This window comes from Piscinibacter gummiphilus, from assembly GCF_032681285.1.
GTDB lineage: Bacteria > Pseudomonadota > Gammaproteobacteria > Burkholderiales > Burkholderiaceae_C > Rhizobacter > Rhizobacter gummiphilus_A.
The window spans coordinates 2,851,254-2,865,355 of sequence record NZ_CP136336.1; the positions used below are offsets into that span (position 1 = coordinate 2,851,254).

14 protein-coding genes are annotated in these 14,102 nt (G+C 68.5%); 3 read left to right on the plus strand and 11 right to left on the minus strand.

Going from position 1 to position 14,102, the window contains the following annotated elements; all coding sequences use genetic code 11:
* Nucleotides 1–3 precede the first annotated feature (3 nt).
* On the minus strand, nt 4–465 hold the full coding sequence (locus tag RXV79_RS13340) for an acyl-CoA thioesterase (protein WP_316698000.1): 462 nt from the start codon (nt 463–465) through the stop codon (nt 4–6).
* Nucleotides 462–2,423 carry a diguanylate cyclase domain-containing protein gene (locus RXV79_RS13345; RefSeq protein WP_316698001.1) on the minus strand — a complete coding sequence of 654 codons (1,962 nt, stop codon included), beginning with the start codon at nt 2,421–2,423 and terminating at the stop codon, nt 462–464. The genes RXV79_RS13340 and RXV79_RS13345 overlap by 4 nt, the downstream gene beginning before the upstream one ends.
* A gap of 185 nt (nt 2,424–2,608) precedes the next feature.
* Here RXV79_RS13345 and RXV79_RS13350 point away from each other — a divergent pair, with 185 nt between their 5' ends.
* Complete coding sequence (locus RXV79_RS13350; protein WP_316698002.1) at nt 2,609–4,021, plus strand: hypothetical protein; 1,413 nt, start codon at nt 2,609–2,611, stop codon at nt 4,019–4,021.
* Between the two features lie 29 nt (nt 4,022–4,050).
* On the opposite strand, the gene RXV79_RS13355 is transcribed toward RXV79_RS13350, so the two are convergent.
* Both RXV79_RS13355 and RXV79_RS13360 read right to left on the minus strand, forming a co-directional pair.
* The gene (locus tag RXV79_RS13355) at nt 4,051–4,503 is read right to left on the minus strand and encodes a fasciclin domain-containing protein (protein ID WP_316698004.1); all 453 of its coding nucleotides are present in this window, start codon (nt 4,501–4,503) and stop codon (nt 4,051–4,053) included.
* Nucleotides 4,504–4,547: 44 nt separating this feature from the next.
* Entirely contained in the window at nt 4,548–5,498 is a 951-nt protein-coding gene (locus RXV79_RS13360) for a fasciclin domain-containing protein (protein WP_316698005.1), read from the minus strand.
* 238 nt (nt 5,499–5,736) lie between these two features.
* On the opposite strand from RXV79_RS13360, the gene RXV79_RS13365 reads away from it, so the two are divergent.
* On the plus strand, nt 5,737–6,465 hold the full coding sequence (locus RXV79_RS13365; protein WP_316698006.1) for a hypothetical protein: 729 nt from the start codon (nt 5,737–5,739) through the stop codon (nt 6,463–6,465).
* Here the strand turns inward: RXV79_RS13365 and RXV79_RS13370 are convergent.
* The 6 genes from RXV79_RS13370 to RXV79_RS13395 all read right to left on the minus strand — a co-directional run bounded on the left by RXV79_RS13370 (nt 6,450) and on the right by RXV79_RS13395 (nt 11,971).
* Nucleotides 6,450–7,163 carry an ABC transporter ATP-binding protein gene (locus tag RXV79_RS13370; RefSeq protein ID WP_413816610.1) on the minus strand — a complete coding sequence of 238 codons (714 nt, stop codon included), beginning with the start codon at nt 7,161–7,163 and terminating at the stop codon, nt 6,450–6,452. The genes RXV79_RS13365 and RXV79_RS13370 overlap by 16 nt on opposite strands.
* Complete coding sequence (locus RXV79_RS13375; RefSeq protein WP_316698008.1) at nt 7,160–7,918, minus strand: ABC transporter ATP-binding protein; 759 nt, start codon at nt 7,916–7,918, stop codon at nt 7,160–7,162. Before RXV79_RS13375 ends, RXV79_RS13370 begins: the two co-directional genes overlap by 4 nt.
* Complete coding sequence (locus RXV79_RS13380) at nt 7,915–8,895, minus strand: branched-chain amino acid ABC transporter permease (protein ID WP_316698010.1); 981 nt, start codon at nt 8,893–8,895, stop codon at nt 7,915–7,917. Before RXV79_RS13380 ends, RXV79_RS13375 begins: the two co-directional genes overlap by 4 nt.
* Nucleotide 8,896: 1 nt before the next feature.
* On the minus strand, nt 8,897–9,817 hold the full coding sequence (locus tag RXV79_RS13385; RefSeq protein ID WP_316698011.1) for a branched-chain amino acid ABC transporter permease: 921 nt from the start codon (nt 9,815–9,817) through the stop codon (nt 8,897–8,899).
* Nucleotides 9,814–11,004 carry an ABC transporter substrate-binding protein gene (locus RXV79_RS13390; RefSeq protein WP_316698013.1) on the minus strand — a complete coding sequence of 397 codons (1,191 nt, stop codon included), beginning with the start codon at nt 11,002–11,004 and terminating at the stop codon, nt 9,814–9,816. Before RXV79_RS13390 ends, RXV79_RS13385 begins: the two co-directional genes overlap by 4 nt.
* A 115-nt stretch (nt 11,005–11,119) precedes the next feature.
* Nucleotides 11,120–11,971: a GH12 family glycosyl hydrolase domain-containing protein gene (locus RXV79_RS13395; protein WP_316698014.1), complete on the minus strand. Its 852-nt coding sequence runs from the start codon at nt 11,969–11,971 to the stop codon at nt 11,120–11,122.
* A 309-nt stretch (nt 11,972–12,280) separates the two neighbouring features.
* Here RXV79_RS13395 and RXV79_RS13400 point away from each other — a divergent pair, with 309 nt between their 5' ends.
* On the plus strand, nt 12,281–13,138 hold the full coding sequence (locus RXV79_RS13400) for a dienelactone hydrolase family protein (protein ID WP_316698016.1): 858 nt from the start codon (nt 12,281–12,283) through the stop codon (nt 13,136–13,138).
* On the opposite strand, the gene RXV79_RS13405 is transcribed toward RXV79_RS13400, so the two are convergent.
* Nucleotides 13,135–14,043, minus strand: coding sequence for a LysR family transcriptional regulator (locus tag RXV79_RS13405; protein ID WP_316698018.1), 909 nt, complete (start codon nt 14,041–14,043; stop codon nt 13,135–13,137). The genes RXV79_RS13400 and RXV79_RS13405 overlap by 4 nt on opposite strands.
* Nucleotides 14,044–14,102 lie beyond the last annotated feature (59 nt).

A 14,102-nucleotide genomic window follows, 5' to 3' on the forward strand; every position in this document is an offset into this window, starting at 1 on the left:
GCTTCAGGTCTCGGCCTGAGCCTGCAGGCGCAGCGTGCGGCGCCGCATGGCCTGCGCATGGCGCGAGGCTTCCACGTCGGTGCCCGGCACCAGCGCCGGCACCTCGACCGGCCGGCCGCCCTCGTCCATCGCCACCATCGTGAAGAAGCAACTGTTCGCGTGGCGCGTCGTGCGCTCCTGGATGTTTTCGGCCATCACCTTGATGCCGACCTCCATCGAGGTGCGGCCGGTGTAGTTGACGCTCGCGAGGAAGGTGACCAGCTCGCCCACGTGGATGGCCTCGCGGAACGTGACATGGTCGACCGACAGCGTGACGACGTAGCGCCCGCTGTAGCGGCTCGCGCAGGCATAGGCCACCTGGTCCATCAGCTTGAGGATCGTGCCGCCGTGCACGTTGCCGCTGAAGTTGGCCATGTCGGGCGTCATCAGCACCGTCATCGTCAGCTGATGGGTGTTGGGGATCATGAATGTTCCTCCTGCTGGGTTGTCGTGTTCGCGTTCTTGGGCTCGGGCAGTTCGCCTCGGGCGGCTTCAACCGCCTCGCCGATGGCAAAGGTGCGGCGCCCGCGCTTCTTGGCGTCGTAGAGGTAGGTGTCGGCGCAGTGGCAGAGCGCCTGCAGGCCGATTGTGCGGTCGTGTGCACGCCAGGCCACCCCGACGCTTGCGCCGATGTGCACCGTGAGGCCGCCGTCGATGGAGAACGGGCGTTGCGCCAGCTCGACGATGGCGCTCGCCACCCGTTCGGCCACGCCCACGTTGGCGATGGCCGGCAAGAGCACGGCGAATTCGTCGCCGCCGAGCCGGGCCACCACGTCGTCTTCGCGCACCAGGCGCGCCACACGCTTGCCAAACGCGGTCAGCACCGCGTCGCCCGCAGCATGGCCGTGGGTGTCGTTGACGGGCTTGAAGCCGTCGAGGTCGATGAAGAGGAGCGCGAGGTAGGTACCCGGCACCGGCTCGCGCGACAGCGCCGACTCGAGCCGGTTCTCGAAGCCCTTGCGGTTCATCAGCTGCGTGAGGTGGTCGAGCTGCGACAGGCGGGCCAGGTCCTGCAGGCGCTGGCGGGTCTGGGTCACGTCCTGCGTCATCACGTGAACGCCGGTGACCGCCGTGCGGTCGTGGTTCCATTCAGGGCGGTAGGTGGCTTCGAAGCAGCGGTAGAGCCGCATGCTGCGGTACTCACGCTCGAAGACCACGGTCTCGCCGGCCAGTGCCCGTTTCATCTGCGGCTGGGCGGCCTCGTATTCCTCGGGGTCGAGCACCTCCCACACGCCCTTGCCTTCGAGCTCGCGGGGATTGCGGCCGTACTGCTGCGCGTACAGCGCATTGGCGAACACGTAGCGCTGCTCGCTGGAGACGAAGCACACCATCACCGGCAGGTTGTCGACGACCGCATGCAGCCGCTCGCGGCTCTGGCTCAGCTGCTCGCGGGAGCGCTCGCGCTCGATCGCCCGTGCGCGGCGCTGCCAGGCGAAGAGGGACAGCGCCAGCACGAGTGCAGCAGCCAGCACGCCTGCGATCGCCCCCAGCCAGCCGGCCGCCCGTGCGCTGCGCATGTCCTTGAACGACACGATCTGCCAGCCCCGGTCGTCGATGCGGTGCCACACCGCCTGCATCGGGCGCAGCGGATCGGCGTACGAGAGCGCGGGGCCCAGGCGGTCTGCATAGCGCTGCGTCGCGGCCAGCGTGGCGAGATCGTGGCGGCCGAGGGGCTGCACCGGGCGGTACAGCAGCGACGGGTCGGAGCTCAGGAACACAACGCCGAATTCGTCGACCACGGCGACCACCTCTTCCCCGTTGTCGTCGGGCGTCTTGAGCGTCGATTCGAGCGCCACCTTCACCACCACCACTCCCTTCTTGCCATCTGCTGCCTGCACGCTGCTTGCAAGAAAGTAGCCAGGTTCGCCCGAGGTCGTGCCCACCGCATAGAAGCGCCCGGTGCCCTGCGCCAGCGCATCCTTGAAGTACGGCCGGAACCCATAGTTCTTGCCGACGAAGGAGGTCGGCTGGTCCCAGTTGCTCGCGGCGAGCGCGGTGCCGTGCGCGTCGGTCAGAAATGCGGCGAGCAGGTTGCCGCGCTGGGCGATCCCGGCCAGGTAGGCATTGGTCTCGCTGATGGCGGCGGCGTTGGCCGGCTCCGCGAGCGCGCGCCCCAGGCGTGGGTCGAGTGCCAACATGCGCGGCAGCGCCTCGTGGCGAACCAGCATCGACCCGAGTGCCGCCGAGACCGACGCCAGGCTGTGCGAAGACGCGGCCATCTGCGAACGTGCCGACACGGCGTGCGCCAGGCGATAGGCCACGAGCCCGCTGGCGGCGCAGCACACGAGCGCCAGGCCGATCCACAGCGCGCGCGACCGAAGCCATGCTCGACACCACGCGGGCGGGCGCACCTCACGGCGTTGAGGGACGGAGTCATCTTCCATCGCTTTCTTGTCGGTCGGCGCACCGCAATGCTGAGGGCCGTTACACCTGCATTCCGGGTTACTGCACACCACGCGCTCCCAGAGGCCGGACTTCCACGCGACTTCCCACGCCGCTTTCCATGCCGCCTTCCATGCCGCTTTCCACGGCCTGCCCGGACAGTTCCGCCCAACCCCAAGGAGCTGACATGAACCACCCCGACACCCTGGAAGCCGACTATGTGATCACCGGCGCCGGCACCACCGCCATGGCGTTTGCCGACACGCTCTTGAGCGAAAGCACGGCCACGATGGTCATCGTCGACCGCCGCGCCAAGCCGGGCGGCCACTGGCTCGACGCCTACCCCTTCGTGCGCCTACACGGCGCCGCCTCGGTCTACGGGGTGAACTCGCAGCCGCTCGGCCAGGGTGCGGTCGACGCCGTGGGCCTCAACCGAGGCCTGGGCGAGCTGGCGAGCGGCGCCGAGATCTGCGCCTACTTCGACCGCCTGATGCAGCAGCGCCTCTTGCCCAGCGGCCGCGTGACCTACCTGAGCCGGCACGAGGTCGGCGCCGACGGCGTGGCCACCTCGCTCGTCAACGGCCAGCGCACGCGGCTCAAGGCGCGCCGCAAATGGGTTGACGCGGCGCGTGCCGACAGCCAGGTGCCCGCCACGCACGGGCCTCGCTTTCGGGTGGCCGACGGCGTGCGCTGCGTGACGCCGACCGAGCTCACGCAACTCACCGAGCCCGCCCGCGGGCATGTGATCGTGGGCGGCGGCAAGACCTCGATCGACACCGCCTTGTGGCTGCTGGAGCACGGCGCCGACCCGGACACCATCACCTGGGTGCGCCCGCGCGACGCCTGGCTGCTCAACCGCGCTTGCATCCAGCCCACGCTGCCCTTCGCGCACGGCACGCTGGAGGCCATCGTGTCGGAGCTCGAAGTCGCGCGTGACGCGGCCTCGCTGCCCGACCTCTTCGCCCGGCTCGAAGCTCGGCGCCTGCTGCTGCGGATCGACCCGCAGGTGGAACCCACGATGTACCGCTGCGCCACCGTGAGCGAAGCGGAGCTGGCGCAGCTGCGGCGCATCCAGCGCGTGGTGCGGCTCGGCCATGTGCAGGCCATCGAGCGCGACCGCATCGTCTTCGCCCAGGGCGAGCTCGCCGTTCCGCCCGGCCAGGTGCATGTGCACTGCTCGGCCAGCGGCCTGCCGCGTGCAGGTGTGGAGCCGGTGTTCCAGGGCGAGCGCATCGTGCCGCAGTACGTGCGGCGCTGCTCGCCGTCGTTCAGCGCGGCTTTCATCGCGCACATCGAGGCCACCCTCGAGAGCGATGACGAGAAGAACGCGCTGTGCCGCCCGGTGCGCGTGCCCGAAGTGCCGCTCGACTGGCTGCGCATGCATGTGGACAGCGCGGCCAACCAATGGCGTTGGTCCCAGCAGCCGGCGCTGCAGGACTGGCTGCGCCGCTCCCGGCTCGACGCCTTCATGGGGCTCTTCGAGCAGGCCGGTCGCCAGGCGGCCAGTGAAGGCGACGTGCGCTGGGCCGAACTCCAGCAGCGCCTGCGCGATGCACGCGCTGCCGGGATCAAGCGGATGGGTGAACTGCTGGCCGCCTGAAGGCGGCCAGGTCCGTCACTTCAAGCGCCTCACTTCGGCATGACGACGGTGTCGATCACGTGGATCACGCCGTTGTCGGCCGCGATGTCGGTCGCGGTCACCTTGGCGTTGTCGACCATCACGCCACTGGCCGTGGCGACGGTGAGCTCGGAGCCCTGCACCGTCTTCACCTTGCCGGGCTTCACATCCTTCGCCATCACCTTGCCGGGGACGACGTGGTAGGTGAGCACGGCGGTCAGCTTGGCCTTGTCCTTGAGCAGCGCGTCGAGGTCGGCCTTGGGCACCTTGGCGAAGGCCGCATCGGTGGGCGCGAACACGGTGAACGGGCCGGGGCCCTTGAGCGTGTCGACGAGGCCTGCGGCCTGAAGCGCCGTGGCGAGCGTCTTGAAATTACCGTTGGCCACGGCGGTGTCGACGATGTCCTTGGCTTGTGCAGACAGTGCGGCGGCGGCCAGGGCGGTGAGAACGAGCAGCTTCTTCATGGATGACTCCTTGTGTCGAGAGGGAAAGGGAAAGTGACGAGCACTCACAGCGTCGGGATCAGCACCTTGCTGATCACGTGGATCACGCCGTTGCTGGCGCGGATGTCGGTGGCGGCGATCGGCGCCGGCGTGGCGGTGGTGTCGACGATGCGCAGCGGGGTGTTCTGGATCGTGATCGACTGGCCCGAGACGGTGGCGACCGGGGTGCCGAACGGGATCTGAGTGGAAAGCACCTGCGAACCCAGCACGTGGTAGGTGAGCACCGTGCTCAGCTGAGTGGGCGTGAGACCGGCGACGGTGGAGGCGATGTCGGCGAAGGCCTGGTTGGTGGGCGCGAAGACGGTGAACGGCCCTGCCCCGCTGAGCGTGGTGGCGAGGTTGGCGTCGACCACCGCATCCACGAGCGTCGAGAAGTCGGGGTTGGCCTGCGCCATCTGAACCACGTTGAGCACGCCTGGCGGCACGAGCACCTTGTTCACGACGTGCACGATGCCGTTGCTCGCCGCCACGTCGGCCGTGGTGACGGTGGCCTGCGTGAGCACCGCATCGGTCAGCCTCACGCCGCCCGTGGTCGACACCGCCAGCGTGGCCGGGCTGCCATCGAAGGTGTAGGCCGTGGCGCGCGTGGCGGCACCGGTGCTCAGCTGGGCCGCGGTCTGCCGCGTGGGCAGCACGTGGTAGTTGAGGATGTTCGCCAGCGCCGTGGGCGACAGCGCCGTGACCATGGCGGTGGCATCGGCAAAACCGAGTTGCGTGGCCAGGGTGTTGAAGGCGGCATTCGTCGGAGCGAACACCGTCAGGCTGACGCTCGTGTTGGCGAGCGTGGCCGACAGGCCGGCCTTGTTGGCGGCGGCGAGCAAGGCGGTGAGGTTCTGTTGCTGCGCGAGTGCGGCGATCGTCGGCGGCGGTGGCGGATCGTCGTCGCCGCCACCACAGGCCGCGAGAAGGCCTGCGGTGACGCAGGCGGTGAGCAGTGTCTTGAGCCAATGCATCATGGTTTCTCTCCTTGAGTGAGGAAGGGAAGGCGGGGCAAGAGCGGTTCGGCCAGAGCACTCTTGCGAGCGGCGGTGGCGGAATTTGAACTGCAAAGTTCGCATAGTCAACCGTGTGGTCATTTAGTGAACTAAGCAGTATGCGCTGTGAGCGACCCGGTCTTGAGAAGTTCCGCGACGCTTGCTCGAGGCCCTGTGCGGACGAAAATCGCGCCCGTCCTACGCCCTGCATTGCCGACCCATGAACCGACTGCAATCCGAAGTACGCCGCCTCTACTTGCCGGATGCTTCCGATGACGCCAGCCCGCTGATCGATGCGAGCGGACAGGTACGCGCGCTGGTGATGGAGCTGGCCCGCCCGGCAGAGTGGGGTCTGCTGGCCAAGGCCTGGCTCGGCGTGCAGGACGATCTCGGCCTGCCGGCGCCCGCCATCGCGGTGTCGGGCACCGACGGGCTGCAGCTGTGGTTCTCGCTGAGCGAACCGGTCAGCCTGTCACAGGGCGCGGCGTTTCTGGAGCACTTGCGTGCGCGCTACCTGGCCGGCGTGGCAGCGGCACGCGTGCGCCTCTACCCGTCCGAGGCCGATCCGCAGCGCCATGCCGCGCTCGTGCCGGCCTGCCAGGCGGTGACCGGCAACTGGTCCGCCTTCGTCGCACCCGGCCTGGCGCCGGTGTTTGCCGACACGCCCTGGCTCGACATCCCGCCCGGCACCGACGGCCAGGCCGAGCTGCTGGCGCGGCTCGAGAGCATCAAGCCGTTGGCATTCGAGTCGGCCCTGCAGCGACTGCAGCCGCCGACGCCTCCTGCCTCAGCGCATCGGGCGCCGCCAGCAGGCCCGACCGTTGAAGGCGGCGACGTCGACCCGCGCCGCTTCTTGCAGCAGGTGCTGAACGATGAAGCGGCGCCGCTCGCCATGCGGATCGAAGCGGCCAAGGCGCTCCTGAAGCACGGCGGTTACACGCCGATGTAGCGGTGCCAGAGCGAGGGGTCGGCCGCCAACGCCGCCGAGCCGCCCTGCCACACCACCTGGCCACGCTCGATGAGCGTGTGGCGGTCGGCCAGCTTCACCAGGCGCTGCACGTATTTGTCGATCACGAGGATGGTCTGGCCCTGCGCGCGCAGCTGGGCCAGGCAGCGCCAGATCTCTTCGCGGATGCGCGGCGCGAGGCCTTCGGTCGCTTCGTCGAGGATCAGCAGATGCGGGTTGGTCATCAGCGCGCGGCCGATCGCGAGCATCTGCTGCTCGCCGCCCGACAACTGGTTGCCCATGTGGCCGAATCGATCGGCCAGCGCCGGGAAGAGCGCCACCACGCGGTCGAGCGTCCACGGCGTCTCGCTCGCGTTGCGGCGCGCGGCGAAGGCGAGCAGGTTTTCCCTGACGGACAGGTTGGGAAAGATCTGCCGCCCTTCGGGCACGACCGCGAGGCCCATGCGGGCAATGCGGTCGGGCGACAGCGCTTCGATGCGCTCGCCTCGGAAGCGCACCTGCCCCGCCTTCGCGCGGGTGAGCCCGAGCAGCGAACGCACGGTCGTCGTCTTGCCCATGCCGTTGCGGCCGAGCAGCGTGGCCACCTCCCCCTGGCGGATGCTGAGGTCGATGCCGAAGAGCACCTGGCTGCTGCCGTAGGCGGTCTCCAGGCCCACGACTTCCAACAGCGCTTCGCTCACAGCGTTTCCTCCGCGTCGTCGCCCAGATAGGCGCGTTTCACCTCGGGGTGCGCGCGGATTTCGTCGGCGCTGCCGGTGGCGATGATCCTGCCGAAGACGAGCGTCGAGATGCGGTCGGCCAGGCGGAAGACGGCGTCCATGTCGTGCTCGACCAGCAGCATGGTCACCTGGCCACGCAGGCTCTGCAGCAACGCGACCATGCGCTCGGATTCTTCCGGGCCCGTGCCGGCCATCGGCTCGTCGAGCAACAGGAGCTTGGGGTCGAGGGCGAGCGCGAGACCCACTTCGAGCTGGCGTTGTTCGCCGTGCGACAGCGCCCCGGCCACGCGCTCGAGTTGCGCGCCCAGGCCCACACGCTCGGCCACGCCGGCCGCCGCCTCGTAGCGTGCACGCTCGGCGCGCGCCGGCCGCCAGAAGCGCAGGCTGCTGCCATCGCGCGACTGCACCGCGAGCGCCAGGTTGTCGAGCACCGACAGGCGCTTGAAGACACTCGTGATCTGGTACGAGCGCACGAGGCCCCGGTGCACGCGGTCGTGCATGGCCACGTCCGTGATGTCATGGCCATCGAAGTGGATGTGGCCTGAACTGGGCGCGAGCGCTCCCGAGAGCTGGTGGATCAGCGTCGTCTTGCCGGCGCCGTTGGGGCCGATGAGTGCATGCAGCTCGCCCGCACGCACCACGAGGTTGGCGTGGTCGGTGGCCACGAGCCCGCCGAAGCGCTTGACGAGCTGTTCGGTACGCAGCAGGTCGGTCATGGCGACGCCTTCCGCTTGAAGAGGCTCATGAGCCCGTTGGGCGCGAGCAGCACCACCGCCAGCAACACCGCGCCGAGCCCGAACTGCCAGTGGATGGTGTAGCCCACCAGCACGTCTTCCAGCAGCAGGAACACCGCCGCCCCCACCAGGCCGCCATAGAGGTAGCCCACGCCGCCGAGGATCACCATCACCATCAGCATGCCGGACTGGCTCCACTGCATCAGTGCCGGGCTCACGAAGTTGCCCTGATTGGCCAGCAGCGCCCCGGCCAGGCCCGCGATGGCGCCGGCGAGCGTGAAGGCGATCAGCTTGTAGCGGAAGACGGCGAAGCCGAGCGCTTCCATGCGGGTCTCGTTCTCGCGGATGCCCTGCAGCACATGGCCGAAGCGCGCGTTGAGCAGACGGGCGATGAAGAAGAAGGCCAGCACGCTCACACCGAGCACGACGTAATAGAACTGCGCATCGTTGGCGAGGTCGAGCCCAAGGCCCACGCGCGAGCGCGACATGAGCGACAACCCGTCGTCGCCGCCCCAGGTCTTGAGCGACACCATCAGATAGAAGAGCATCTGCGCGAAGGCCAGCGTGATCATGATGAAGTACACGCCCTGCGTGCGCAGGCTCACGAGCCCGATGACGAACGCAAAGAGCCCGCCCACCACGAAAGCCGCCGGCCAGGTGACCCAGGCCGAGACCACGCCACCTTGCATCAGGATGCCCACGGTGTAGGCCCCCATGCCGACGAAGGCCGCATGGCCGAAGCTCACCATGCCGCCGAAGCCGAGGATGAGGTTCAAGCTCGTCGCGGCTAGCGCAAAGATCAGGATGCGGCTGGCCACGCCGATGTAGAAGGTTTCGCCGAGGGCGTTGAGCACAGAGGGCAGCGCGGCCAGCACGACCAGCAGCGGGATCGCGATGCGCAGGTCGAGGCGATGGTCCAGCAGGCTGCTCGTCTGCTGGTTCTGGAGGGAAGCACTCATGTCAGCCGTGGGAAGGGAAGAGACCGCGCGGCTTCCAGAACAGCACGCCAGCCATCAGCACGTAGATGAGGATCGAGGCCACCGCGGGCCCCGCCGTGGCCGCCGCAGCGGGCCCGAGCAACTGGCCGAAGAGCACCGGCACCAGCGTGCGGCCCGCCGTGTCGACCAAACCCACCAGCAGTGCGCCGAGCAGCGCCCCGCGGATGGAGCCGATGCCGCCGATCACGATGACGACGAACGCGAGGATCAGGATGCTCTCGCCCATGCCCACCTGCACCGCCAGCAGCGGGCCGAGCATGCCGCCCGCCACCGCGCACAGCGCAGTACCCACGGCGAAGAGCGACGTGAAGAGCAGGCGCACGTTGGTGCCCATCGCCTGCGCCATCTCGCGGTTCGACGCCCCTGCCCTCACCTGCATGCCCACGCGCGTGTGCGTGACCAGCAGGTACAGCAGCAGCGCGACCGCCAGCCCCACGCCGATGATGAAGAGACGGTACGCCGGGTAGCTGAAGCCGGGCAGCAGTGCCACCGGGCCAGAGAGCGCCGCCGGCATCGCCATCGGCACCGGCTGCGAGCCCCACACCATGCGCACGGCCTCGTTGGCCATCAGGAGGATGGCGAAGGTGCCGAGCACCTGCGAGAGGTGGTCTCGCTCGTAGAGACGGCGCAGCACGGTGAGTTCGAGCAGCACGCCGATCACGGCCGTGGCCGCCACGCCGCCCGCGAGCCCGATCCAGAACGAACCGGAGGCCGCGGCGATGGTGGCGATGAGATAGGCCCCGACCATGTACAGCGAGCCGTGCGCCAGGTTGATCATGTCCATGATGCCGAACACGAGCGTGAGCCCGGCCGCCAGCAGGAACAACATCAACCCGAACTGCAGGCCGTTCAAGGCCTGCTCCAGCAGCAGGATGCCGGTCACGGGGTCTCAGCGGGCATCTTGCAGTCGCCGGCGTAGGCATCGGCGTGGTTGTCGAACACCTTGCCCACGGTCTTGTTGGTGACGCGGCCTTGCGCGTCCTTCACCACTTCGCGCAGGTAGTAGTCCTGCACCGGGAAGTGGTTGGTGTTGAACTTGAACTCCCCGCGCACCGACTCGAACTTCGCGGCTTCCAATGCCTTGCGCACGGCGGCCTTGTCTTCGATCTTGCCGCCCACCGTCTTCACTGCGCCGTCGATCAGGCGCGCCGCGTCATAGCCTTGCGCTGCATAGAGCGTCGGCAGGCGGCCGTATTCCTTCTGGAAGTCGGCCACGAAACGCTTGTTGGCCGCGTTGTCCATGTCGTGCGCCCATTGCGAGCTGTTGAAGATGCCGAGCATCGGCTCGCCCACCGCGCGGATCACATCCTCATCGGCCGAGAAGCCGGGCGCGAAAAGCTTCATCTCTTTGTTGAGGCCGGTGCTGGTGAACTGCTTGATGAAGTTGATGCCCAGCCCACCGGGCAGGAAGATGTAGACGGCATCGGCGCCCGAAGCGCGGATCTGCGACAGCTCGGCGCCGTAGTCGAGCTGGTTGAGCGGCGTGTAGGTCTCGAGCGCAATCTCGCCCTTGTAGAAGCGCTTGAAGCCGGCCAGCGCGTCCTTGCCTGCCGGGTAGTTGGGCGCGAGCAGCGCGATCTTCTTCACCCCACGCGCCTGCACCGTCTTGCCCACGGCCTCGTGCATGTTGTCGTTCTGGTACGAGGCGCTGAAGAAGTACGGATTGCATTGCGCGCCTGCGAGCTGCGAAGGGCCGGCGTTGGCGCTGATGTAGAAGGTGCGCGACTGGAACACCGGCGGCGCCACGGCCAGCATGATGTTCGAGAACACGATGCCGGTCATGAAGTCGACCTTGTCGCGCTTGAGCAGGCGGTCGGCCGTCTGCTTGGCGGCGTCGGGGCTCATCTGGTCGTCGGCCACGATCACCTCGGCCGGCAGGCCGCCGAGCTTGCCGCCTGCGTGCTTCACCGCGAGCTGAAAGCCGTCGCGGATGTCGATGCCCAGCCCCGAGCCCGCGCCCGACAAGGTGCTCATCAGGCCGACCTTGACGCGGTCGGCGGCGGTGGCGGGCAGCGCCAACACGGCGGCGGCGGCGAGGGCGGCCAGGCGAAGGGAGGAGTGCTTGCTCATGGGTGCTTTCATGGAATGAGGCGGGAAACCGGAATTGGGACGCGATGTTGTAGCCGCTGCACGCGATCGTGTCATCGGTACGAGCCACAGGGCGGGCGCCTGCGCGCCCAGGCCATTACTGGATCGTGGCCGACAGCGAGTTGATCCAGGTCTGACCCGCGCCCGACATCACTTCGTTGCCCAGCTCGATGTTCGACACGTAGTGCGCGGGGTTCACGTACCCACGGGACACCGCGTCGGCGAGGATGGCCTTGATGTCGAGCGTCGCCGCGAAGGTGCTGACGGTGGCACGGTAGGCGATGTAGCTCCACTTGTTGGGGTTCGCGCCGGAGAGGTCGCCCCAGTCCTGCGCGTACCAGACCTCGAAGATTTGACCGCCGATGTTGGCGTCCGGCTGACGCTGGCCACCAGGAGGGAAGCCGCTGCCGGCCGTCCAGATCATCATCTCGTTGGCGATGTCTTGCGGGTTGGTCCCGGTCGGCGTGGCGCCGGTGCGTGTGATCCACAGCGAGGTGGCGACGTTGTAGCTGCCGCCCGTCGAGACGCTCAGGTCGTATTGCCAGTCGAAGCGCTGCAGGGTGTTGATGCGGGCCGGCAGGTGCGGGTGATTGCTGGTGCCGCCGTCCCAGGGCTTCCAGCCGACAATGATTTCCGGGTAGGCGTAGACCGTGGAGCCGTTCGTCGGCCAGCTCCAGGACCAGCCGTATTGCGTGGTGGCGCCGACGGACCGGCTTTGCAGGCACTGCGTGGCCGCGAAGTTGCCGGCCGCGGCCTTGTTCCAGGTGTTGTTCGTCAGGCGCCCAAGTCCGCTGACCTCGAGGGTGGCGAAGTCGCCGCATGCCGGCAGTTGCGTGGCGGGCGCCGGTGCGGGGGCCGACGAGCCACCGCCACCGCCTCCCCCACCTCCGCAAGATGCAGCGAGGAGTGCAAGGCTCAGGGAAAGGAACAGGACGGGGTACTTCTTCATGGTGGCTGTGATGGGGCAAGGCCGGCGCGCCACCAGGCAATGCCGCACGCGTGCGGCCCCTCCCTCCGTGACTGCTTCCCTCGGTGTTTTCGATGGCGCGGGGCTTCATCGGCCCCGCGTCTTTGCCACGGGCGAACCTGCGGCTGAGCGCAGTTTACGGAGGGCTTGAAAACGTTGTCGCCGCGGAACCCGGGATTGACGCCATAGCCCGCGCCTGTCCACTTCGGCTTGCAAATTGTCCCGGCCGGCAATGGCAGACGCGAAGGCGGCAAGGTCGAATCGTCGGCACTTCACAAGGAGCCTTTCACGATGAGCCCAGCACGCCGGTTGGACGTGGACGACCCGCTCGACGACTTCGAGCGCCGCGACATCACCATCGACAAGATCACCAAGCGCGTCTACGTCGCCGGCCGCGGCCCCGGCGTGATAGTGATGACCGAGATGCCCGGCATCAGCCCGCACGTGGCGCGCTTTGCGCGCTGGGTGCGAGATGCCGGGTTTACCGTCTACATGCCCTCGCTCTTCGGGCGCGACGGCGCCGTACCGCAGGCCGCCGAAGGCATCGAGGTCTTCAAGCGCGCCTGCGTGAGCGCCGAGTTCCGGGCGCTCGCCGCCAACGAGACGAGCCCGGTCACGCAGTGGCTGCGCGCGCTGGCGAAGCTCGCGCATGCGGAGTGCGGTGGCCCCGGCGTGGGCGCCATCGGCATGTGCTTCACCGGCAACTTCGCGCTCACGATGATGCTGGAGAAATCGGTGTTGGCCCCGGTACTCTCGCAGCCCACGCTGCCGCTCAAGGACCCGGCCGGGCTGGAGATATCGCCGGCCGACCTCGCCGCGGTGCGCGAGCGCCTCGACCGTGACGACCTGAGCGTGCTCGCCTACCGCTTCGATGGCGACCCGTACTGCCGCGCCGAGCGCTTCGCGGCCTACAAGGCGGCGCTCGGCCCGCGCTTCGTCGCGCGTGCTCTGCCCGACAGCGCAGCGAACCCCGACACCCCGCCCTTCTTCCGCCAGGCCGTGCCGCAGCCGCACAGCGTGGTCACCGCGCACCTGATCGACGAGGCCGGTCAGCCCACGCTGCAGGCGCGAGACGAGATCCTCGACTTCTTCCGGCAGCGGCTCGTGCCCGGAGCATCACCCGCCCGAAGTGGAGGCGAAGCAGGCTAGCCTGCAGCGCGAGACGACCCCACCGTCTCGCGCAACACGTCGACGAAGCGCTCGGCCAGCGGCGACAGCGGCACGTTGCGCCGGGTGAGCACGCCGATCTGGCGCGGAAAGCGCAGCTCGGCCAGCGGCAGCGCCTGCAGGTGCTGGCCTGCAGGGCTCGCGAGTTGCAGCTCGCTCGTGATCGCCAGCAGGTCGCTGTGGGCCAGCAAGCCGGTGAGCTGGGCCACGGTGTTGCTCACCTCCACCGCCACCTGCGGGCGTGGCAGGCCGGCCCCGGTGAACAAGGCCTCCAACTTGCGCCGCGCCTCCACCTGGGGGCTTGGCAGCAGCCATTGCGCCCGTGTCAGGTCGGCAAGCTTCAGGCGCCGCCGCGCCAGCAGCGGGTGCCCGTCTCGGGCCACCACGTAGAGGTCATCGGTGATGAGGGGCACGGCCAGCAGGTCCTCGGGCATGGTGGCGGGCAGCGCATTGATGCTCAGGTCGATGTCGCCGCTGCGCAGCAGGGGCATCAGCACGTCGTTGAGGTTGATGTTGACGAGCAGGCGCGCGGCCGGCCGCTGGCGGTGCAGCTGCAGGCTGGCCGGCACGAACACCCGCTGCGTGTACAGCGGCGACACCCCCACCCGCAGCACGCCCATGGCGCCCAGGTGCAGGTCGGCGGCCTCCTTGATCGCATCGCCCAGGTCGGCGCGCAGCGACTGCGTGCGCTGGTGGAAGCGCTCGGCCACCGTGGTCAGCCGCATGCCGCGGATGCTGCGCACGAAGAGCGGAAAACCCAGCTCGCGCTCCAGCCGCTGGATGCCCTTGGTGATGGCCGGCTGCGAGACGTCGAGCGCGAGTGCGGCGCGGCGCACCTGGCCGTGCTGTACCACTGCCAGGAAATAGTCGATGTCGTCGAGCCGCATGGCCATATGCAAACTTCCCTTTGATAACGCTGCGTCATCGCTCAAACCCGTTTGATTAT